Source organism: Aquabacter cavernae, assembly GCF_003993795.1.
GTDB classification, from domain to species: domain Bacteria; phylum Pseudomonadota; class Alphaproteobacteria; order Rhizobiales; family Xanthobacteraceae; genus Aquabacter; species Aquabacter cavernae.
This window is the reverse complement of the sequence record NZ_RWKV01000008.1, coordinates 1,328,350-1,350,250: the sequence shown is the minus strand read 5'-3', so window position 1 is coordinate 1,350,250 and position 21,901 is coordinate 1,328,350. Positions and strand designations below refer to the sequence as shown.

The window sequence follows — 21,901 nt, the reverse complement described above, 5'->3', positions numbered from 1 at the left end:
CCAAAGTCGGGTTTTCGGCGCGCGGGCGCGCCGGGCTCAGGCGTCGAGGACCCAGGTGTCCTTGGTGCCGCCGCCTTGACTGGAATTCACCACCAGGGATCCTTCCTTCATGGCCACGCGGGTCAGGCCGCCGGGCACGATGCGCACGCGGTCGGAGCCGGAGAGGATGAAGGGCCGCAGGTCCACATGGCGGGGCGCGACGCCTTCCTCCACGAGGGTGGGGCAGGTGGAGAGGGCCAGGGTCGGCTGGGCGATGAAGTTGGCGGGATCGTGCTTGAGCTTGGCGCGGAACACCTCAATCTGCGCCTTGTCGGACTTCGGCCCCACCAGCATGCCGTAGCCGCCGGAGCCGTGCACTTCCTTCACCACCAGCTCTTCCAGGTGGTCGAGCACGTATTTCAGGTGCTCGGGCTCACGGCAGCGCCAGGTGGGCACGTTGGGCAGGAGGGGTTCCTCGCCCAGATAGAAGCGGATGATGTCCGGCATGTAGGAATAGACCGCCTTGTCGTCGGCCACGCCCGTGCCCACCGCATTGGTGAGGGTGACGTTCCCGGCCTGATAGGCGCTCATGAGGCCCGGCACGCCCAGCACGCTGTCGGGGCGGAAGGCGAGGGGGTCGAGGAAGTCATCGTCCAGGCGGCGATAGATCACGTCCACGCGCTTGGGACCCTCGGTGGTGCGCATGAACACCACATTGTCCTTCACGAAGAGGTCGCGCCCTTCCACGAGGTCCACGCCCAGCTTGTCGGCGAGGAAGGAGTGCTCGTAATAGGCCGAATTGTAGATGCCGGGGGTCAGGATCGCCACGTTCGGCTCCGACCCGGCGCGCGGCGACAGGGATTTCAGCGTCGCCAGCAGGTCGTCGGCATATTTGTCTACCGGCGCCACCTTGTGCATGGAGAACAGCTCCGGGAAGAGGCGGAGCATGATCTCCCGGTTCTCCAGCATGTAGGAGACGCCGGACGGCGTGCGGGCATTGTCTTCCAGCACGTAGAAGGTGTCGGGGTCGGTGCGCACGATGTCGATGCCGGCGATGTGCACATAGAGGTCGTGCGGCACGCGCTGGCCGTTCATTTCCGGCCGGAAGGCGGGGTTCTTGTAGACGAGATCCTCGGGCACGATGCCCGCGCGCAGCACTTCGCGCTTGGAATACACGTCCTTGATATAGAGGTTCAGCGCCTTCACGCGCTGTTCGAGGCCCTTGGAGAGCCCGGCCCATTCCTGATTGGTGATGATGCGCGGGACGATGTCGAAGGGGATCAGCCGTTCCTGGGAATTCTGCTCCCCATAGACGGCGAAGGTGATGCCGATACGGCGGAAAATGAATTCCGCCTCCTTGCGGCGCTGGTCCAGGACCTCGCGAGGAACCTTGTCCAGCCAGGACGACAGGGTTTCATAGGCCGAACGGATCGCTCCGTCCTCACCGCTCATCTCGTCGAAAATACGCCGCATCGGGACTGCCACTCCGCTATGCCTCAGCCTATGTACAAACATCGTGCCAAGGAAAGAGGAAACCGACGGTTCTCGGCGCGTGCGATACGCGCACCGCTAAAGCTGAACAAAAGCTGGGCAAAAGGCACGCAGGTGCCCGTGTACCGGGCAAGGAGAAGGACATGAGCGAGGCAGCAGGCGCGCAGCCGGTCACGGCGGCTCTCCTGGTCATCGGCGACGAGATTCTCTCGGGCCGGACCAAGGACAAGAATATCGGCCACATCGCCGAACGGCTCACCGAGATCGGCATCGATCTCAAGCAGGTGCGGGTGGTGCCGGACGAGGAGGACGAGATCGTCTCGGCGCTGAACGCGCTGCGCGCGCGATACGATTATGTGTTCACCACCGGCGGCATCGGGCCGACCCATGACGACATCACGGCCGACGCCGTGGCCAAGGCGTTCGGGGTTCCCATCGACGTGGATCCGCGCGCCCGGGCCATGCTGCTCGAATATATTCCCGAGGCGGACCTGAACGCGGCGCGCCTGCGCATGGCGCGCATCCCCGAGGGGTCGGAACTGATCGTCAATTCGGTGTCCAAGGCGCCGGGCTTTCGAATCGGCAATGTGCATGTGATGGCGGGGGTGCCGCGCATCATGCACGCCATGCTGGAGGCCATCATCCCCACCCTGCGCACGGGCACGCCCATGCTGTCGCGCACGGTGCTGGCCAATGCCAAGGAGGGCGACATCGCCACGCCGCTGGCCGAGATCGCCCGCCGCTTCCCGGACGTGATCATCGGCTCCTATCCCTTCATGAGCGATGACGGACCCAACACCAATCTCGTCGTGCGCTCCCGCTCCCCCGAGCGTCTGGCACTGGTGGGGGACCTGGTGGAAGAGATGGTGGCGCACCGGCAGGGGGCCTGACATTCCCGGTGCGGCGAGAGGGCGAGCCGTGGCGGGCGCTCTCGCGGTGGCCTGACGCTGGGTCGGCATTGCGTCTTCGCGCCCGGGCGCCCAGATGAAAGGAAGCCTGTCCTTTCCCGCCGGGCGCCCCGGTGCCAGGAGCCGCCATGAACAGCCCGAAATTCGGCCGCGCCCAGCCCTTCACCCGTCTCGAAGACCCCGCGCTCCTCACCGGCGCCGGGAACTTCGTGTCCGATGCGGCGGCGACGGCGGGTGCGGCGGCGGCTTTTGTGGTGCGCTCGCCTTATGCCCATGCGGGCTTCGTCCTCACCAATCTGGACGCGGTGCAGGCCCTGCCGGGCGTGCGGCTCGTGCTGACCCATGCGGATGTGGAGGATGCGGGCGAACTGCCGGTGGGCTCAGCCGTTCCGGTGGTGGGCGAGGCGCGCATGTGGCGGCCGCACCGGCCCATATTGGCCCGCCACACGGCGCGCCATGTGGGCGATCCCCTGGCCTTCATCGTCGCGGACACGCTGGACGCCGCGCGCGACGCCGCCGAGGCATTGGAGATCGACTGGGAGCCGCACGCGGTTTCGGCCGACATGGAGGCGGCGCTGGAGGATGGCGCGCCGCTGGTCTGGCCCCAGCGCGGCCATAACCGCGCCTTCACCAGCGAGGTGGGCGACGCCGGCCCGGTGGACACGGCTTTTGCGCGGGCCGCGCGCGTCGTGCGCCTGCGCCTCGTCAATAATCGCGTGGTGACCAATTACCTGGAGACGCGCGGCGTTCTGGCGGAGGTGGAGGAGAGCGGGCGCGTGCGCCTGACGCTGGGCAGCCAGGGCAGCCACCGCCTGCGCGACGCGGTGGTGAAGATGCTGGGCTGGACCCGCGAGGATCTTCGCGTGGTGACGCCCGATGTGGGCGGCGGCTTCGGCACCAAGATGTTCCCCTTCGCCGAATATCCCCTGGCGGCGCTGGCCGCGCGGCGACTGGGCGGCCCGGTGGCCTGGATCTGCGACCGCAACGAGCATTTCCAGGCGGACAGCCACGGGCGCGACAACATCACCACCGCCGAGCTGGCGCTCGACGCGGATGCCCGCTTCCTGGCGCTGCGGGTGGAGACCCTCGCCAATATGGGGGCCTATCTGTCCTATTACGGCCCGTTCGTGCCGGTGGGCGGGGCGCGCATGCTGCCAGGGGTCTATGACATCCCGGCCTTCCATGCCCGCATCCATGGGGTGTTCACCCATACCGTGCCGGTGGATGCCTATCGCGGCGCGGGGCGGCCCGAGGCGGCCTATGTGATCGAGCGATTGGTGGACGCCGCCGCGCGGGAGACCGGCATCGCGCCGGAGGAGTTGCGCCGTCGCAATTTCGTGCCGCCCGCCGCCATGCCCTACCGCACCGCCTCCGGGCGCCTCTATGACAGCGGCGAATTCGACGGGCACATGACGCGGGCGCTGGAGGCGGCTGATCATGCGGGCTTCCCCGCCCGCGCGGCGGCGGCGCGGGGGCAAGGACGCCTGCGCGGCTTCGGCTTCGCCAGCTATATCGAGGCCTGTGGCGGCGGCGCGCCCGAGCCTGCATTCCTGAAGCTGGAGCGGAGCGGGCGGGTGCGCATCCGCATCGGCTCGCAGGCCAGCGGGCAGGGGCACAAGACCGCTTATGCCCATCTCGCCGCCGCCCATCTGCGTCTGCCCATGGACGAGGTGGACGTGTTCCAGGGCGATACGGACGACCTGGAAGAGGGGCACGGCACGGGCGGCTCGCGCTCCATTCCCGTGGGCGGGGCGGCGGTGGCAGGCGCCGCGCGGCGGCTGGCGGAAAAGCTCCGCGACCTCGCCGCCGAGGCGTTGGAGGCCGATCCCGGCGACATGGAATTGGTGGATGGCGGCGCGGAGGTGGCGGGCACAGACCGTCGCCTTTCCTTCGCGGACCTCGCGGCCCTGCCGCAGGCGAGCGAGGAACGGATCAGCGCGCAGGATGCCTTCAGCCCGCCCGAGGCCACCTATCCCAATGGTACCCATGCCTGCGAGGTGGAGATCGACCCCGACACCGGGGAGGTGCGGCTTGAGACCTATGTGGTGGTGGATGATTTCGGCGCGGTGGTGACCCCGGCTTTGCTGGAGGGGCAGGTGCAGGGCGGCGTGGTGCAGGGAATCGGCCAGGCGCTGCTGGAGCGCACCGTGTTCGATGCCGAGGGGCAGCTCCTCACCGCCAGCTTCATGGACTATGCCCTGCCGCGGGCGCTGGATGTGCCGCCATTGCATTTCGAGATGCGCAACGTGCCCTGCACCACCAATCCGCTCGGCGTGAAGGGGGCAGGGGAGGCGGGGGCCATCGGCTCCTGCCCGGCGGTGATGAATGCGGTGGTGGATGCGCTCTGGCGTGGCTACGGCATCGCCCATCTGGACATGCCCGCCACCCCTGCCGCCGTGTTCGCGGCCATCGCTCAGGCACAGGCGGGGGGAGGCAGCTAATACCTTCGTCTATGGCGCCTCGCCCTGCGCTGATCTCTCGCGCAGGCGTGAACGGTATCGGACTGGCCCTTAAGGAAGGAGGTCGTTAAGTCAGGCTGGTTGTCCTTGTCTGGAGTTATTCCATGCGCGCTGTCCTGCTTGCCGGCCTTCTCGTTCCCTTCGTCGCGGGCGTCGCGCTCGCCCAGTCCGATGTGATCAAGGAGCGCAAGGCGCTCATGGGTGCGCTGGGCGACCAGACCAAGGCGGGCGCGGCCATCATGAAGGGCGATCAGCCCTATGATCCGGCCAAGGCGGCGGCCATCTTCAAGGCCTATACGGACGCCTCCACCTTCAACACCCTGTTCCCCGCGGGCTCCAACACCGGCGACACCAAGGCCGCTCCGGCCATCTGGAGCGATCGCGCGGGCTTCGATGCGGAAATGGCGAAGTTCAACACGGCCGTCCAGCAGGGCCTGCCCAATATCGGCACCGAGGCCGGGTTCAAGTCCGCCTTCCAGGCGGTCGCCGCGACCTGCCGCACCTGCCACAGCACCTATCAGGCGCGCTGAGCCCATAGCCTGATCCCGTCAGGTTGATTCAAGCTGACGGGTGAAGCGCTCTTCAGGCTCACCCATAGAAAAAGGGCCGGGGAAACCCGGCCCTTTTTTATGTCTTCTCTCCAGCGATCGGCTCAGGCGGCCGAAAGCCCCCAGGCCGCGCCTGCCGCCACGGCGAACACCAGGAGCGCGCGCCACCAGGGCGCGATGCGCGGCGCGGCGATGGCCGCAGGCAGGCGCTTCACGCCCGTCACCATGGGGCGCACCAGATCGTGCCGCTTCACCGCCGCATAGGCGAGGATGGCCAGGATATGCATGGCCACTGCGGCGAGGATCAGGTTGAAGTTGAACACATGCCAGCCGGTGATGCGCTCCGACATGTCCGATCCCACGAGGCTCGCCAGCGGACCGTCGGTGAAGATGCCGTCTGTGGAGAACAGGCCGGACCCCACCTGAAATCCGATAAGCGCCAGCATGCCCAGCACCATGAGGCCACCGGCGGCATTGTGCCCGACCTCGGTGTCCGGCTCGCGGCGGGTGAAATGGGCGAGATGGCCGAGCGCGGCGAAGGGCGACTTCACGAAGCGCACGAAACGGGCCGTATCGCTGCCCACCAGCCCCCAGCCGAGACGGAAGAGCAGCAGCGCGATGATCGAGTAGCCGCAGCGGAAATGCCAGTCGATCCAGCCGTTCTCCGCCGTCACATAGGCGCCGATGATGAGCGCCACCAGCGTCCAGTGGAACAGCCGCGTCGGCGCGTCCCAGATCTTGACCCAACGCATCTTCTGCGGATCGGCTTGCGCCATGATCACCTCCGTATCTGCGCGGCATTCAAGGCATGCGGACGCGCAAGTGCAAGGCGTGTTGCGTTGCACAATCGCGCGAGCGGCGAAAAGTGCCCGGAACGCACGGATAAGTCTTTAAGAAGTCGTGAAGATTGCAACATTCGGTAAGGCTTTCGGCGCTGCCCCCCGCCCACGGGGCGGCTCGCGCGAAGCGTATTCCGATGTTGCATGACTCCGCGTCGCAAAGCCGCGCTATAGGGGGCACCAGCCGTCCCGCGTGACGAAAGCCCCATGAATATCCCCCTCGGAATCGTCCTCCAGATCTGCGCGACCCTCGCCTTCGCCGGCATGCAGGCGCTTGTGCGTGGCGTGGCCGATGCCGTGCCCAGCGGCGAGGTGGTGTTCGCGCGCAGCGCCATCGGCACGGTGCCGCTGCTGGTCTGGCTCGCCTGGCGCGGGGAATTGCGCACGCTCGGAACCCGCAATGTGGGCGGCCATCTGGTGCGCGGCGGGGTGGGCGTCGTCTCCATGTGGCTCGGCTTCGTGGCCCTGTCCTTCATCCCGCTCGCCGAGGCGGTGGCCTTCTCCTATGTGACGCCGCTGGTGGTGGTGGTGCTCGCCGCCGTGTTCCTGCGCGAGCATGTGCCGGCCTATCGCTGGGTGGCCGTGGGCCTCGGCCTCGTCGGCATCCTCCTGATGCTGCTGCCGCTGTTCTCGACCCACGGGCTCGCGGCGGAGGGCGCCTATATCGGCGTCGGCTGCGCGCTGGGCGGCGCGCTGCTCGCAGGCTTCGCGGTGACGCAGGTGCGCCGCCTGACGCTGACCGAATCCACCGGCTCCATCGTCTTCTATTTCTCCGTGGTGGCCTGCCTCGCCAGCCTCGTGACACTGCCCTGGTGGACGCTGCCCAGCCTGGAGGACGGCCTTGCCTTGGTGGCGCTGGGCCTACTGGGCGGCCTGGGGCAGATCTTCCTTACCGCCGCCAACCGGGTGGCGCCCGCCTCCGTGGTGGCGCCGTTCAATTACGCGACCCTGCTCTGGGCGGTGCTGTTCGGCGCGATGTTCTTCCGCGAATGGCCCCATGCCCTGGTGTTCTGCGGCTCCGCTCTGGTGGTGGCCTCCGGCGCGGGCATCGCGCTGCGCGAGCGGCAGGCGGAACGTCGGGCCCGCTCGCGGATCGCCCCATGAGCGCAGGGGCGGCCGAACCGTCCCCGTCCGGCACGGTTCCCGCCGGGCCACCCAGCGTGTCCATGCTGTTCCTCACCTTCCTGCGCATCGCCCTGTCGGGCTTCGGCGGCGCGCTGCCGTTCGCCCGGCGCGAACTGGTGGAACGGCACCAGTGGCTCGGCCCCACCGAGTTCAACGACTTGCTCTCCATCTGCCAGCTCATGCCGGGGCCGAACATCTGCAACATGTCCATCTGCCTGGGCTGGCGGTTCGGACGATTGCCGGGGGCGGTGGCGGCCTTTACCGGGCTCGTTGTGGCGCCCTGCATCATCGGCCTGACCCTCATGACGCTCTATCTGCGCTACGGCCAGATGCCGTTCATCTCGGGGGCCCTGCGCGGCATCTCGGCGGCGGCCATCGGCCTGTTCGTCGCGCTCGGGGCGAAGATGGCCTATGCGGAACGGCGCAGCCCACACATCCTGGTGTTCGCCGCCGTCGCCTTCCTGGCAGCGGGGCCCCTGGGCTTTCCGCTGCTGGCGGTGATCCTCGTGCTCGCGCCCTTCTCCATTCTCGCAGCCTGGCGCTGGTCCCGATGACCGGACGCGATTCGCTCACCGACTTCACCCTCGCGGTGTCCTACATTTCCTTCCTCGCCATCGGCGGGGCGAACGCCGTCATCCCGGAGCTGCACCGCATGTCCGTGGACAGCGGCTGGATGAGCGACAGCCGGTTCTCGGACCTGTTCGCCATCGCCCAGGTGACGCCAGGGCCGAACGTGATCCTTGTCACGCTCATCGGCTGGTATGTGGCGGGGGTCTATGGCGCGGTGGTGGGCACGGTGCTCATGTGCGTGCCCACGGGGGCTGCGGCCTGCGTCATGGCAAGCCTCTCCGATCGCTTCGCCCAGTCGCGGGTGCGCATCGCCATCCAGCGGGGCCTCGCGGCGCTCACCGTGGGGGTGGTGCTGGCGAGCGCCTATATCCTGATGGGCGCGACCGACAGCTCGCTCACCGGCTATCTGCTGACCGGCGCCGCCGCGCTCGGGATGCTGGTGCTGCGGACCAGCCCGCTCTATTTCCTGCTGGCGGGCGGGGCCTGCGGCGCGCTCGGCCTCGTGTGAGGGGGCTCAGAATGCCTTGAAGGTGATGATGGTGCGGGTGTCCTGGATGCCCGCGATGACCTGCACCTTCTCGTTCACGAAATGGCCGATATCCGTGCCCTCGGCCACGTAGAACTTCACCAGCAGGTCGAAATCGCCGGCGGTGGAATAGATCTCGGAGGCGATCTCCGCGTCGGCGATGGCGTTGGCCACGTCGTAGGAGCGGCCGAGTTGGCATTTGATCTGCATGAAGAAGGGGATCACCGGCGCCTCCGCGATTGCCGGGCGATGGGTCCCGCCCGGGCGGGCGCAAGGTGGACAAAACAGGCGCCGCTTTCAAGGCCGCGCTCTCGCGTCCGGCGCGCCGTCATATTAGATGATGGTCTGAAACCTTCCCAGCGCCCGGCATCATGCCGCGTTCCTTGATTTCGGAGCCCGCCGTGACCCGACCGTCCATTCCCATCGCCGTGACCATCGCCGGCTCCGATTCCGGCGGCGGCGCGGGCATTCAGGCCGACCTGAAGACCTTTTCCGCGCTGGGCTGCTTCGGCGCCAGCATCCTCACCGCGCTCACCGCCCAGAACACGCTGGGCGTCACCGCCATCCATGATGTGCCGCCGGATTTCATCGCCGCGCAAATGGATGCGGTGTTCGATGATCTGGACGTGCGCGCCTTGAAGATCGGCATGCTCTCCCGCCCGCCCGCCATCGCGGCCGTGGCCGAGGGGCTCGCCCGCTGGCCCGGCGCGCCCGTGGTTTTGGACCCGGTGATGGTGGCCGCCTCCGGCGCGCGGCTGCTGGAGGACGCGGCGGTGGAGACTCTGACCTTGCGGCTCCTGCCACGCGCCGACCTCATCACGCCCAATCTGCCCGAGGCGGCGGCTTTGCTGGGCGCGGACGTGGCGCGCACGGAAACACAGATGCAGGAGCAGGGCGTGCGGCTCATGGGCATGGGCGCGCGCGCGGTACTCATGAAGGGCGGGCACGGCGAAGGGCCGGAGAGCGTGGACCTTCTGGTGACCACCGCGGGCGTCACGCGCTTTCCCGCGCCGCGCGCGGCCACCCGCAACACCCACGGCACCGGCTGCACCCTCTCCTCCGCCATCGCGGCGGGCCTCGCCCATGGGTTTCCCCTGGAAGAAGCGGTGGCCAAGGCGAAGCGCTACATCACCGGCGCCATCGCCGCCGCAGACGACCTGAAGGTGGGGCACGGCCATGGGCCGGTGCACCATTTCTTCGATTTGTGGTGACGGACGACCGCGCCGCCGCGAAGGGTTTGGTGCGCCGCCCAAATCCCGCTATCGTACGGAACAGCGAACGTGCGTTCGGAAGAAGGAAGTGGGATGTCGCGGGAACGGTCAGGCGAGCGCAATATGGAACAGGGCGCGCAGGTCATCACCGGCCAACTGGGCAAGACCATCCAGCGCCTGAGGAAAGCCTATAACCTCTCGCTTTCGGAGCTGTCCGAGCAGTCGGGCGTGGCCAAGTCCATCATCAGCCAGATCGAGCGCAACGAGACCAATCCCACGCTGGCGACCGTCTGGCGCCTCTCCCAGGCGCTGGACATGTCGGTGGAGCGGGTGCTCGCCTCCTCAGATGACGGGCCGTTTCTGGAGAAGCTCTCCCGCGCGGACACCCCACTCCTGGTCTCCGAGGACGGCCTGTGCCGCCTGTCCATCATCGGCTGGATCAAGACGGTGGAGTGGCTGCAATATTACGACTTCCACGCCGAGCCGGGCGGGGAGCTGGATTCCGACGGGCACCAGCGCGGCGCCATCGAGTGCCTGAGCGTCCTGGAAGGGGCGCTGGAGGTGGACGTGGCGGGCGCGGTGGAGACCGTGAAGGCGGGCGAGACCCTGCGCTATCGCTGCGACCGGCGCCATGTGATCCGCAATACGGGCCCGGTGCCCGCCCATGCCTTCATGGTCTGCATGATGAAGGCGGCGGTGCTGGATTAGGACGGCGGCTTCCGGCAAGGCTCGCCATCACGTCTCTTGTCCCCTCCCACGAAGGAGAGGGGGCATCTCGCCGCTGCCTCAATACACGTCGCGGCAATAGCGTCGGTCAGCGGACATGGCGTCCAGCGTCTCGCGCCCGATGATCTCCGCCAGCGCATGGTCCACGGCCGGCGCCATGCCGTTCAGGCTTCCGCACACATAGATGGCGGCGCCCTCCTGGACCCAGGCCGCGATGTCGGCGGCCGACGCCCGTACCACCTCCTGCACATGGATGCGGTCCGCCTGATCGCGCGAGAAGGCGAAGTCGAGGCGGGCGAGGCCGCCGGAACTGTGCCACGCGCTGATCTCGTCGCGGAAATAGAAGTCCGCCGCCCGGTTGCGCTCGCCGAAGATCAGCCAGTTGCGGTCATGGCCCCCATGGATGCGGGCCTTCAGATGGGCGCGCAGCCCCGCAAGCCCGGTGCCGTTGCCGATAAGGATGAGCGGGCGGTCGTCCGTTGGGCCGTGGAAGGCGGAATTGCTCCGCAGCCGGGCCTCCACGTCGCCGCCATCGGCCAGATGCACCGTGAGCCAGCCGGAGCCGAGGCCAAGGCCGCCTTCCGGTGTACGGGTCTGGCGAACCAGGATCTCCACCCGACCGTCCGCCGGGATGGAGGCGATGGAATAGTCGCGCGTGGGCAGGGGCAGGAGGTCCTGGACGATGGCCTCCGGGGTGCCCACCAGTTCCGGGGGAAGAATGGACCGCGTGAGCCACGCGCCCAGCGTCTCGATGCGCCCCTCGCGGGTGACGGGCGCATCGGCCGGGAGCCCGGCGGCGGTCAGGCGCTCGGCCACGGCGGCCGGTGCATTGCGCGGGCGCACTTCCAGCACGTCGCCCGCCTGCCAGTCGCGCGCCACTTGCGGGGTGAATGCCAGATGGAAGGTGGGCAGGCCCACGCTGCCGGGATTGAGATGGCGGCGCAAGGCGAGCGTCCAGGGCTCGAAGGCCTGGGGGGGCGGAGGCACGAGCGGGCCGTTCAGCGGTTTGCCCGCGATCTCGCCCAGGCGTGCCTGCCATTCCTCCAGCGCCGCGCCGTCCTCCTTGTCCATCTCGATGCGCTCGAAGAGCGGCGTGGCGCCGTTCGCCCGCAGCCAGTCGTCCAGCGCCCGGCCGAAGCCGCAGAACTGCCCATAGGCCCGGTCGCCCAAAGCGAGCACGCCGTAATCGAGCTGCGCCAGCCCATCCGCGGCACCTGTCATGCGGCGGGCGAAGGCGCGGGCCTGGTCCGGCGGCTCGCCTTCGCCGAAGGTGGACACCACGAACAGCGCCCTCTTTGCCGCGCCGAACGCATCCGGCCCCAGCGAGGAGAGGGCGGCCACCTTCACCGGCAGCCCGCCCGCCTGGAGCGCGCCCGCGCTCTGCCATGCCAGCCGCTCGGCGGTGCCGCTCTGGCTGGCGAAGGCGATCAGCAGAGGGGCGTCGTCGGCGGCGGAGGCGCCGAGGCCACGCACCGCCTGCCGCACCAGCTTCTTCTTCTTGCGGCGGTCGAGATAGAGCAGCCAGCCGGTGATGGTGAAGAGCGGCATGAGCAGGCTCGCCACCATCATCAGGATCAGGCCGGGCATGCCGAAATAGCTGCCCGCATGCAGCACGAAGATGCTGGCCATGATCTTCTGCCCGAACGGCAGGTCGTCATAGCGCTTGTGCTCGCGCACCGTGCCGGATGCCTCCAGCACAAGGGTGTTGTTCGCCCGTTCATGGGCCGGGTCGAGGGACTGGTAGGAAATGGTGAGGGTCTGCGCATTGCCCTGGGGCAGGCGCAGGGTGGCGGTGGAATAGCCGCCGCTCTCCTTCAGGAAGACGCCCCAGAGCTTGGCGATATCGAGCGGGGCACGGGCCGCGCCGCCTTGTCCACCGCCACCTTGTCCGCCACCTTGTCCGCCGCCTGGGCCGCGCTGGGCCTGCTGGCCGGGAGCGCCCTGCGGCGCGCCGCCCGGCTGGCCCTGGGCGGCAGAAGGCGCGGCTTGAGGCGCCCCTTGCGGCGCGCCTTGGCCGGCGGCCTGCTGGCCGCCTTGTGCTTGGCCCGGCTGAGCGGGCGGGCGCTGGCCGCCGCCTCCGGGTCCCATCTGCTGGGGACGGGGCGTGCCGGTGATGTCGAACAGGGCGCCGCGATACCAGTCATAGGACCAGTAGAGGCCGGTGAGCGAGGCCAGCAGATAGAAGGGCAGCACCCAGGTGCCGATGACCGAATGCAGTTCCCAGAACAGGTTGCGCCCGCGCCGGGAGAGGTCGAGCGGCAGCCAGCTCTTCCAATCGTGCCAGCGCCGGGGCCAGCGCAGATAGAGGCCCGACAGGGACAGGATGATGAGGCCGATGGTGGAAGCGCCGACGATCTGCTTGCCCACGTCTCCGGAGGCCAGCCAGCGATGGATCTGCATGGTGGTGCGGAAGAAGTCCTGGCCCTGCAGATCGCCCAGGAAGACGCCGTCATAGGGGTTCACATAGCGCGTCTCGCCGCGCGGCCCGCCCGTCCCGCCGGGCAGGGGGGCGAGGGTGACGCGGGCGGAGGTGGCGGGATCGGCCGAGATGTTGAGGGCGGTGACGGTGCGGCCCGGCGCGTTGGCGCGCACCTTTTCCAGAAGCGCCGCGGGGGCGAGCGGGCCGCCCGGCTGCGGCGCCACATGAACCACCTCGGGATTGAGCGCGGCGAGGATCTCCCCCTCGAAGGAGAGCATCGCGCCCGTGACACCCACCACGGCCAGCACGAGTCCGGCCGTGATGCCGAGGAACCAATGAATCTGGAACCAGACCGCCTTCAACATCGCGCCGCCCAGCCCTACTTCACCAGGAAGACGAGGTTGGAATTGGCGCTGTAGCGCTTGTGGCTGGGGGCGTCCTCGGCCTGGGCGTGGGAGGCCTTCACCACCCAGAGGCCGGGGGCGGTGATCTTCACATAAGCGGGCTCTTCCTTCTCGCCCACGGCGGTGGTGGCGAAGGTGCCCTCGCGCGTCGAGAAGCCGTCATGGGTGGCGAAAACGCGCACGGGCAGCGGCTTGCCGTCGAACAGCACCTGTACGGGAAGTTCGTCGCCCACCTTCAGGTCCGCCGGATTGGCGAGTGGGACGATCTCCAGCCGGTCGCCGGAGAGGGTTCCGAACCCGGCCGTTCCGGGGGCGAGGTTCACCAGCGCCTTGGAGGTGCTTTCCGAAAGGGTGGCGGGCTCGGGCGGCCGCCCGGCGTCCTCGCGGGCAGGGCGGGTGCGGGAGATCTTGGCCACCACGAGGCCGGGGCCGGCGGCGGGCGCGCTGCCCGCCAGGGCCTTGGCCGCCGTGTCCGGCGCAACGGTCACCGGGCTCTTCTGCGTGCCCTCCACCGCCTGGACGGTGACGTTCTCCGGCTTCAGCACCACGTCGCCCGTGAAGAAGACCTCGGTGAGCAGCACTTCCACCGGCACCTTGCCGTCCGCCGTCGTGCCGGGCTTCACCACAAGGTCATGGGCGAAGGCGGGTGCGGCGAGCGCGGAGCCGAGGCCGGCGAGCAGCAAGGCGCGACGCAGGCGGGCCACAAAGCGGTGGCTGGGAGGTGAATGTGGCATCTGTTCCTCGCGCTGAGGCGGTGGCCGCGCGCAGGGGCTTCGGCCAAGCAAAGTGCCACATATCAACCGCACCGGAGCGCATCAATACGCTCCGGGTTTCTATGGAATGATTGTAATCAGTTGTTTTTAAGCGTTCCAGACTGCATCTGTGCGGTTTTTGGTCTTTCAGAACGCGATGGAGAGGCGCCCGTTGACGGCATTATCCTGCCCCACATCCGAGAATGCGCCCGAATACGCCACGCCCACCGAGACCGTGGTGGAGACGCGGTAATCGAGCCCCACCCCGATGAGCGCCGCGTTCCGGCCGATGGGCGCGCCCGAGACCGAGAAGGGCGTGCTGCCCGAAAAAGCGAGGGTCTGGACCGGGTTCATGTCGCCGAAGGCATATTGCCAGGCAAGGCTTCCGCGCGCCGTGAGCGTGCCCGCGCCCAGTGCCACGGACTGGCTCACGCGCGCGCCCAGCGCCGAGAAGGTGTTGTCCTGGGTGAGGGACGCGCCCGTGAGCGCCACCGCGCCGCCCGCTTCGGTGAAGCCGCCGAGATTGAGATGCACGTAGGAGAGGGCCGCGAAGGGCTCGATCCGGGCGGCGCCCAGAGCGAAGCCGTAGGCCAGTTCGCCGAACACCTGGGCGGTGTTGCCCGAATTGTCCGATGAGAGGGCATCCACGAAGCCGGGCAGTACCACGGTGCGGTTGGTGGAGAGGTCATGCCACCCATAGGCCGCGCCGAGGCGAACCGCGAACGCATCCCACTGGCCGCCCGCATAGGCGGCGAGGTCGTAGCTGTCGGCGCCGCCCGAGGAGGCGAGCCCCTCCAGGCTGTAGCTGGACTGGCTGTAGCCGCCCGCAAGGCCCACGCGCCAGTTCTCGCCCAGCGCCACGTCGAGGCCGCCCACCACGCCGCCGATGCTGCGGGTGACTTCCGCCGTATTGGCGGTGGCGTCGGTGCTGCCCCAGCCGCCATAGGCCTGGAGCCAGACGGTGGGGGCAAGGCCGGGGGCGAGCGCGGCGGTGGCGGGGCCGCCCGTGCCGATCCCCGCACCAGTCTGGCGCAGCCGCGCGCCGATGGCCTCGCGCACATAGCCGGACTGCTCCTGCAGCACGGTGGCGGCGGACGCATAGATCTGGCCGGAGAGCAGGTCGAGGGCGGCGGGGGCCGCGGCCGCGCTCAGCATCGAGGCGGACTGGAGCAGGCCGTTCGTGCCCGGCAGCGAGGCAAGGGCGCTGCCCACGGCTCGCTGGTTGGCGCTGCCCTGGAAGCTCGCGAAGGCGGCGCTGTCGGGCATGACGGCGGCGCTGAGGCCGGTGCCGGAAGTGGTGAGCGCAACGTCGAGGAAGGGGAAGGCGGTGCCGAACGGGTCGATGACGGTGGCGAAGCTGCCGGTGATGCCCGTGCCCGACGTGAGGATGGTGTAGGAGGTGAAGGGCTGCACCGCCGCGTCCGTCTGCACGAATTGCAGCGTGCCGCCCAGCGTGATGGGGCCGCCGGCGACGAGGAGATCGCTTGCCCCGTTGGCGGCCACCTCCACCTGATAGGTGGAGCCCGCCCCGAAGGTGACGGCGCCGGTCACGCTCGTGGTGCCGATGCTGTTGCCGGGCGCGAGCACGCCTTGGTTCATGAGGTCGCCCACCAACGCGCCGGTGCCCTTCAGGGTTCCGGTATTGGTGAGCGTGCCGATGATGGTGCCGGTATTGGCGAGCGTACCGCCATTGGCGACATCGCTGACGATGGTGCCGGTATTCTTGAGGGTGCCATTGGACGTCAGCCCGGCGCTTACCCCCTGGATGGTACCGCTATTGGTGAGCGTGCCGTCATTGATGATGTCGCTGACCATGAGCCCGCGATTATCGATGGTTCCGTGGGACCGCAGCACGGCGTTCACCGACTGGACGGTGCCGTCATTGGTGAGGGTCGCGTCCCGCGCCACCTTGTAGCCGCCCGCCGTGAGGAAGGTGGCGCCCGCCGACACCGTCAGGTCGCCCACCATGCTGCCGGTGAGCGCCAATGTGCCGGCACCGACATTGGTGCCGCCCGTGAAGGTGTTGTCGCCGCCGAGCACCAGCACGCCGTCGCCCAGCTTGGTGAGCCCGCCGGGGCCGGAGATGTTGTTGCTCCACATATCGATGGCTTGATAGCCGTGGGTCCCGGTCAGCGTCACCGTCACGTCGGACGTGAAGGCGCCGTAGCCGCCCGCCGCCGCATAGAGGTTCAGCCGCGCCCAGCCGGTGGCGTGGTCGTCCAGCGGCACGCCGGAGGCCAGTTCCGTGCTGGCGATGACCGCGTTGATCTGGTCCGGCGTGAGATAGGGAAAGCGCGTCTGGAGCAGGAGATAGGCGTTCTCCGGCACGATGGGCGCATCGGTGGTGGAGCCCACCGAGGGAAGGTCATAGGTGAGGAAGGAGACCATCGCCAGATTGGCGGCGGTGAATTCGGCCGCCGTGGGGAAGACGCCCGCCGCCATGCAGCTCGCCACGTCCGAGGCGCAGGACGCATAGGGCACGGTGGCGCTGCCGCCGAGCATGATGCGCAGCTCTTCCGCTGCGTCCTTCATCTCCTGCTGGAAGTTCGGCTGGTAGGCACCCGCCAGCCACTGGACGAGATTGTAGGTGGCGATGATCCGGCCGCCCACCACGTCCAGCGGATAATGGACGCCCAGGATGTTGCGGCTGTAGCCGAAGGTCTGCGCGGCGGTGACGAGGCCCTGGTAATATTCCGGCAGCAGAACCGCATAGAGCAGGCCGGTCGTATACCCCGCTTCCGTATGGCCGCTGGGGAAGGAGGGCTCAGGCGCGTTCGCCGTCCACTGGCAGGCCTGATAGCAGATGTCGCTCGGCGTAAGACCGGGGAAGGGGCCGGGAGCCACGGTGGTCCAGGGATGGCCCGAGACTTCCGTGGTCACCAGATAGGGGCGCGGATCCGGCGTGTTGTTCGTCACCCCATAGGCGATGCCGTAGGTGTCGTTCTGGGCGTAATAGGCCTTGGCCTCTCCCACATAGGTGGTGCTGAGGACGTTGTTCAGTTCCTGTGTCACCAGGGGTGGAAGGGCCTGGCTGTACGCGGTGGAGGACAGGGTCTGCGCAGTGGTGCCGGGCACCATGGCCCAGATGTTGCCGCTCACATACCAGGGCACGAACGGTCCCTGCGCATTGATGGTGGCAAGGTTCTGCTGGTCGAGGGTCGAGGTCCGGTAGATCTCGATTTCCTTGGCGAGCGTCGCCTGGAGCAGTGCCATCCCTTCGGGCGTATTCAGCAGGGTGCCGAAGGCCGAGAGCGTCGCGACCGACTGCTCGCAGGCCGTGGTGGTGCAGAGCTGTGCGGCGGCCGGGCTGGCCGAGGCCAGGAACGTGCCGGCGGCCAGGAGGCCGAGGGCGGTTGCCCGCGAAAGCGCCGGACGCAACCCCATGGGCGCGTGCGTCTCGGACAGAACCAGGACATTGGATTTAAGAGTCAGCATGTCATCCCCCGCAGGATGCGGCACACTGATCGCAACCCGCGCGGGCAGTCAAGAAATGCGGCGGAACTTTGTGTGGGTGGCGGCGAAGCGCCTCAGCGCTCCACGAACGCCTTCTCGATCACATAGTGACCGGGCTGGGACTGGCTGCCTTCCTGGAAGCCGCGGGCTTCCAGAAGCTCCACCACGTCCTTCAGCATTTGCGGGCTACCGCAGAGCATGAGGCGATCATTGGCCACATCCAGGGGCGGAAGGCCGATATCCTCGAAGATCTTCCCGCTCTCGATGAGCGCGGTGATGCGGCCCTGGTGGCGGAACGGCTCGCGGGTCACGGTCGGATAATAGATGAGCTTCTCGCGCACCATCTCGCCGATGAACTCGTCGTTGGGCAGTTCGTTGGTGAGATAATTGTCATAAGCCAACTCGGCCACCGTGCGGCAACCGTGCACCAGCACAATCTTGTCGAACCGCTCATAGGCGTCGGGATCCCGCGCCACCGAGAGGAACGGGGCAAGGCCCGTGCCGGTGGAGAGGAGATAGAGCGTCTTGCCCGGGATGAGGCTGTCCTGGACCAGCGTCCCCGTGGCCTTGCGCCCCACCAGCAGCTTGTCGCCCACCTGCAGGTGCTGGAGGCGCGAGGTGAGGGGCCCGTTCGCCACTTTGATGGAGAAGAAGCGCAGGTCTTCCTCGTAATTGGCGCTGGCCATGGAATAGGCCCGCAGCAGCGGCTTGCCCTCCACCATAAGGCCGATCATCACGAACTGGCCGTTGAGGAAGCGGAAGCCCGGGTCGCGGGTGGTGGTGAAGGTGAACAGGCGGTCCGTCCAATGATGGACGCTGGTCACCGTTTCCTGGTTCAGATTGCTCATGGCGCCGTCATCGAAAGCGGAGCGGGCGGTGCATGCGATGGGTCTCCACCGCATTCACCGTTTCCGATCTGTGATATTTTCAATTTCACTTATAAACGAATAACTGCACCGGCGCCACCTGGGGCAGTTCCCATGCGGCGCCGTGTCCCTCATGTCGTTTCCCCGGCCGCGCATCGCGCGTTCCAGGGTGTCAGACCTCCTCGTCCGCCACGCGAACGAGATAGCGGCCATAGGCCGACTTGCCGAGGGCCGTCGCCAGGATGCGCAGCTGCGCTTCGTCGATGAAGCCGGAGCGGTAGGCGATCTCCTCGGGCGCGGAAATCTTCAGGCCCTGGCGCTGTTCCAGGATCTGCACGAACAAAGCGGCCTCGGTGAGCGAATCCGGCGTGCCGGTGTCGAGCCAGGCGAAGCCCCGGCCCATGCGGCTCACATGAAGCTCGCCCATCTCCATATAGGCGCGGTTCACGTCGGTGATCTCGATCTCGCCGCGCGCCGAAGGCTTCACCGCCGCCGCGATGTCCAGAACCCGGTTGTCGTAGAAATAGAGGCCGGTCACCGCGAGGTTGGAGCGCGGCTTGGCGGGCTTCTCCTCGATGGAGAGCGCGCGGCCCTCGCCGCTCATCTCCACGACGCCGTAACGCTCGGGGTCCTGCACCGCATAGGCGAAGACGGTGGCGCCGGTCTCGCGCGAGGTGGCTTCGGCCAGCAGTTCCGGCAGGCCGTGGCCGAAATAGAGATTGTCGCCCAGGATCAGCGCCACCCGGTCGTCGCCCACGAACTCGCGGCCGACGATGAAGGCGTCCGCGAGACCGCGCGGGCTTTCCTGCACCGCATATTCGAGGCGGATGCCGAACTGGCTGCCGTCGCCCAGAAGCTTCTGGAACAGCGCGCTGTCATGGGGCGTGGTGATGATCAGGATGTCCCGGATCCCCGCCATCATCAGCGTGGAGAGGGGATAGTAGATCATCGGCTTGTCGTAGACGGGCAGAAGCTGCTTCGACACGACCTGCGTCATGGGATAAAGGCGCGTGCCGGACCCACCGGCGAGGATGATGCCCTTCACGGGACCTCCAAAGTTCTCAAGGGGCGAGCAGGGTGTCCACCACTTCACCCGCGCGCGTCTGCCAGGGCGCGGCGCGGTAGCGGAAGGTCTGCTCGAACAGGCTGGAATCAAGCTCGGAATTGGCCGGACGCTGTGCGGGCGTCGGATAGTCCGCGGTGGTGATGGCCGCCACGTCCGGCGTGCGGCCGGTATGGCGCGCCGCGTGGGCGATGATCTCGCTGGCGAAGCCGTGCCAGGTGGTCGCGCCCGTGCCGGCGAAATGATAGGTGCCGTAGCGCACCGTGCCCGCCGCGACGGCATCGGCCACCGCGAACAGCGCCTCGGCGATATCGCGGGTGGCGGTGGGGCAGCCGCGCTGGTCGGCGACGATGGTCAGCCGGTCGCGATCGCCCGCAAGGCGCAGCATGGTCTTGAGGAAGTTCGCCCCATGGGCGCCATAGACCCAGGACGTGCGCAGGATCACATGGCGCTCGGTGGCGGCGCGCACGGCGGCCTCCCCGGCGGCCTTGGTGCCGCCATAGACGCCGAGCGGCGCGATGGGGTCGCTCTCCACATAGGCGCCTGTCTTGGTGCCGTCGAACACATAGTCCGTGGAGATGTGCACCAGGGGGATGCCCGCCTTGGCGCAGGCGGCGGCCAGCACGGCCGGGCCGGTGGCATTGCCGCGTTCGGCGGCGGCGGGGTCGCCCTCCGCCTTGTCCACGGCGGTATAGGCGGCGCCGTTGAAGACGATGTCCGGCTTCACCTCGGCAATGGCGCGGGCGACCGCCTCGGCGTCCGCAATGTCCGCCTGGGTGCGGTCGAGGGCCACGAGATCGCGGCCCTGCGCGGCGGCGAGCGCCACGGTCTCGCGCGCCACCTGTCCATTGGCGCCGAACATGAGGATGCGCATCAGGAGGCGAGCCCCAGGCGCTGGCCGGCATAGCGGGTGCGCAGCGGCTCCCACCAGGCTTCGTTGGCCAGATACCATTCGATGGTCTTGCGCAGGCCGCTCTCGAAGGTCTCGCGCGGCGACCAGCCCAGTTCGCCGTTCAGCTTGGAGAAGTCGATGGCATAGCGCGCATCATGGCCGGGGCGGTCGGTGACGAAGCGGATCAAATCCTCGCGGCGCCCGATCTTCGCGTCCGGGCGGATCTCGTCGAGGATGGTGCAGATGGTGCGGACCACGTCGATGTTCCGCCGCTCATTGGCGCCGCCCACATTGTAGCTCTCGCCCAGGCGGCCCTTGGTGGCGATGAGGACCAGCGCCTCGGCGTGATCCTCCACGAACAGCCAGTCGCGCACATTCTCGCCCGTGCCGTAGACCGGCAGCGGCGCGCCTTCCAGCGCGTTGAGGATGACGAGGGGGATCAGCTTCTCGGGGAAATGATAGGGCCCGTAATTGTTCGAACAGTTCGACATCACGGTGGGCAGGCCATAGGTGTGGAACCAGGCGCGCACCAGATGGTCGGATCCCGCCTTGGAGGCGGAATAGGGCGAATTGGGCTGGTAGGGGGTATCCTCGCGGAACAGGCCCTCGGCGCCCAAGGTGCCGAACACCTCGTCCGTGGAGATGTGGTGGAAGCGGAACGCCTCCGCCTCGGCGCCGGACAGCGAGCGCCAGTAGCGCAGGGCTTCCTGGAGCATCACATAGGTGCCGACGATATTGGTCTCGATGAAGGCCGCAGGGCCGTCGATGGACCGGTCCACATGGGATTCGGCGGCCAGATGCATGACGAGGTCGGGCCGGAAGCTCTCCAGCGCGGCCCGCACCTGCTCCGCCTCGCAGATGTCGCCGCGCACGAAGGCGTGGCGGGGATTGTCCGCCACCGGCGCGAGCGAGGCCATGTTGCCCGCATAGGTGAGCTTGTCGAAGGTGAGGACGTCCCGCCCGGCGGCGATGAGGTGGCGCACCACCGCCGATCCGATGAAGCCCGCCCCGCCCGTGACCAGAATGCGCTGTGCCATGTCTTACCCGCTTGCGTCGTCCGCGTTCGCCCGCGCCCTCAGGCGTAGTCGAACGGGCTGTCGAAATCCTTCAGGCGCGGCAGGACGCGGTCCTTGTCCGACAGGATCGCTTCCGCCACCGGCCAGGTGATGGCGAGGTCCGGATCGTCCCAGACGATGCCGCCCTCGCAGTCCTTCGCATAAGGGCTGTCCACTTTGTAGAGCACCTTCGTATTGGGCACGAGAGTGCAGAAAGCGTGGGCGAAGCCGCGCGGGACGAAAAGCTGCTCGCGGCCCTCGGCGGTGAGCGTGGCGCCGCACCATTTGCCGTAGGTGGGCGAGCCCTTGCGCAGGTCCACCGCCACGTCGAACACCTCGCCCTGCACCACGCGCACCAGCTTCGCCTGGGCGAAGGGCGGCGCCTGGAAGTGCAGGCCGCGAATGGTGCCCACCGGCTCGGAGAGGGACTCGTTGTCCTGCATGAAGTCGGCGACGACGCCATTGGCTTCCCAGCGGGCCTTCACATAGCTCTCGCTGAAATAGCCGCGCGGGTCGTTGAACCGCGCCGGGGTCACCAGGATGACCTCGGGAATCTCCAGGCGCACGAAAGCGGTCATGGGCGTGCAAATCTCTTTTGGCTGAGCGGCGCGGACG

The 21,901-nt window shown here is 68.1% G+C and carries 19 protein-coding genes; 8 read left to right on the top strand and 11 right to left on the bottom strand.

The genetic code is table 11. From position 1 onward, the window contains the following. Nucleotides 1-36 precede the first annotated feature (36 nt). Nucleotides 37-1,452, bottom strand: coding sequence for a circularly permuted type 2 ATP-grasp protein (locus tag EJJ38_RS10820; RefSeq protein ID WP_127090069.1), 1,416 nt, complete (start codon nt 1,450-1,452; stop codon nt 37-39). A 161-nt stretch (nt 1,453-1,613) separates the two neighbouring features. On the opposite strand from EJJ38_RS10820, the gene EJJ38_RS10815 reads away from it, so the two are divergent. The 3 genes from EJJ38_RS10815 to EJJ38_RS10805 all read left to right on the top strand — a co-directional run bounded on the left by EJJ38_RS10815 (nt 1,614) and on the right by EJJ38_RS10805 (nt 5,367). Then, nucleotides 1,614-2,360, top strand: coding sequence for a competence/damage-inducible protein A (locus tag EJJ38_RS10815; RefSeq protein ID WP_127090068.1), 747 nt, complete (start codon nt 1,614-1,616; stop codon nt 2,358-2,360). A 146-nt stretch (nt 2,361-2,506) separates the two neighbouring features. Continuing rightward, nucleotides 2,507-4,819, top strand: coding sequence for a xanthine dehydrogenase family protein molybdopterin-binding subunit (locus tag EJJ38_RS10810; RefSeq protein WP_127090067.1), 2,313 nt, complete (start codon nt 2,507-2,509; stop codon nt 4,817-4,819). A 122-nt stretch (nt 4,820-4,941) separates the two neighbouring features. After that, complete coding sequence (locus EJJ38_RS10805) at nt 4,942-5,367, top strand: c-type cytochrome (RefSeq protein WP_127090066.1); 426 nt, start codon at nt 4,942-4,944, stop codon at nt 5,365-5,367. A 122-nt stretch (nt 5,368-5,489) separates the two neighbouring features. On the opposite strand, the gene EJJ38_RS10800 is transcribed toward EJJ38_RS10805, so the two are convergent. Then, a complete protein-coding gene (locus EJJ38_RS10800; protein ID WP_127090065.1) occupies nt 5,490-6,161 on the bottom strand; it encodes a cytochrome b/b6 domain-containing protein in 672 nt (223 codons plus the stop codon). Between the two features lie 270 nt (nt 6,162-6,431). On the opposite strand from EJJ38_RS10800, the gene EJJ38_RS10795 reads away from it, so the two are divergent. The 3 genes from EJJ38_RS10795 to EJJ38_RS10785 are packed head-to-tail and all read left to right on the top strand — an operon-like array spanning nt 6,432 to nt 8,427. Continuing rightward, a complete protein-coding gene (locus tag EJJ38_RS10795) occupies nt 6,432-7,328 on the top strand; it encodes a DMT family transporter (RefSeq protein ID WP_127090064.1) in 897 nt (298 codons plus the stop codon). Continuing rightward, a complete protein-coding gene (locus EJJ38_RS10790) occupies nt 7,325-7,903 on the top strand; it encodes a chromate transporter (protein WP_164738473.1) in 579 nt (192 codons plus the stop codon). The genes EJJ38_RS10795 and EJJ38_RS10790 overlap by 4 nt, the downstream gene beginning before the upstream one ends. Next, a complete protein-coding gene (locus EJJ38_RS10785; protein ID WP_127090062.1) occupies nt 7,900-8,427 on the top strand; it encodes a chromate transporter in 528 nt (175 codons plus the stop codon). The genes EJJ38_RS10790 and EJJ38_RS10785 overlap by 4 nt, the downstream gene beginning before the upstream one ends. A gap of 6 nt (nt 8,428-8,433) precedes the next feature. On the opposite strand, the gene EJJ38_RS10780 is transcribed toward EJJ38_RS10785, so the two are convergent. Next, a complete protein-coding gene (locus EJJ38_RS10780; RefSeq protein ID WP_127090061.1) occupies nt 8,434-8,670 on the bottom strand; it encodes an Lrp/AsnC ligand binding domain-containing protein in 237 nt (78 codons plus the stop codon). 176 nt (nt 8,671-8,846) lie between these two features. Between EJJ38_RS10780 and thiD the strand changes: the two genes are divergently transcribed. Both thiD and EJJ38_RS10770 read left to right on the top strand, forming a co-directional pair. Continuing rightward, nucleotides 8,847-9,656 carry a bifunctional hydroxymethylpyrimidine kinase/phosphomethylpyrimidine kinase gene (gene thiD, locus EJJ38_RS10775; RefSeq protein ID WP_245454184.1) on the top strand — a complete coding sequence of 270 codons (810 nt, stop codon included), beginning with the start codon at nt 8,847-8,849 and terminating at the stop codon, nt 9,654-9,656. 93 nt (nt 9,657-9,749) lie between these two features. Further along, nucleotides 9,750-10,364 (top strand): helix-turn-helix domain-containing protein, encoded by a 615-nt coding sequence (locus EJJ38_RS10770; protein WP_127090059.1) that lies wholly within the window; start codon nt 9,750-9,752, stop codon nt 10,362-10,364. Nucleotides 10,365-10,442: 78 nt separating this feature from the next. On the opposite strand, the gene EJJ38_RS10765 is transcribed toward EJJ38_RS10770, so the two are convergent. From EJJ38_RS10765 to rfbC, 8 genes are all read right to left on the bottom strand, one after another. Then, entirely contained in the window at nt 10,443-13,166 is a 2,724-nt protein-coding gene (locus tag EJJ38_RS10765) for a sulfite reductase flavoprotein subunit alpha (protein WP_127090058.1), read from the bottom strand. Nucleotides 13,167-13,180: 14 nt separating this feature from the next. After that, nucleotides 13,181-13,939 (bottom strand): DUF4198 domain-containing protein, encoded by a 759-nt coding sequence (locus EJJ38_RS10760; protein ID WP_127090057.1) that lies wholly within the window; start codon nt 13,937-13,939, stop codon nt 13,181-13,183. Between the two features lie 165 nt (nt 13,940-14,104). After that, nucleotides 14,105-17,392 carry an autotransporter domain-containing protein gene (locus EJJ38_RS10755; RefSeq protein ID WP_127090056.1) on the bottom strand — a complete coding sequence of 1,096 codons (3,288 nt, stop codon included), beginning with the start codon at nt 17,390-17,392 and terminating at the stop codon, nt 14,105-14,107. A gap of 92 nt (nt 17,393-17,484) precedes the next feature. Beyond that, complete coding sequence (locus EJJ38_RS10750; RefSeq protein ID WP_127090055.1) at nt 17,485-18,258, bottom strand: ferredoxin--NADP reductase; 774 nt, start codon at nt 18,256-18,258, stop codon at nt 17,485-17,487. Nucleotides 18,259-18,448: 190 nt separating this feature from the next. Next, complete coding sequence (gene rfbA / locus EJJ38_RS10745; protein WP_127090054.1) at nt 18,449-19,321, bottom strand: glucose-1-phosphate thymidylyltransferase RfbA; 873 nt, start codon at nt 19,319-19,321, stop codon at nt 18,449-18,451. Between the two features lie 16 nt (nt 19,322-19,337). Then, nucleotides 19,338-20,213, bottom strand: a complete 876-nt coding sequence (gene rfbD, locus EJJ38_RS10740; protein ID WP_245454183.1) for a dTDP-4-dehydrorhamnose reductase — start codon at nt 20,211-20,213, stop codon at nt 19,338-19,340. After that, a complete protein-coding gene (gene rfbB, locus EJJ38_RS10735) occupies nt 20,213-21,268 on the bottom strand; it encodes a dTDP-glucose 4,6-dehydratase (RefSeq protein WP_127090053.1) in 1,056 nt (351 codons plus the stop codon). Before rfbB ends, rfbD begins: the two co-directional genes overlap by 1 nt. Before the next feature lie 38 nt (nt 21,269-21,306). After that, nucleotides 21,307-21,864, bottom strand: a complete 558-nt coding sequence (gene rfbC / locus EJJ38_RS10730) for a dTDP-4-dehydrorhamnose 3,5-epimerase (RefSeq protein ID WP_127090052.1) — start codon at nt 21,862-21,864, stop codon at nt 21,307-21,309. Nucleotides 21,865-21,901 lie beyond the last annotated feature (37 nt).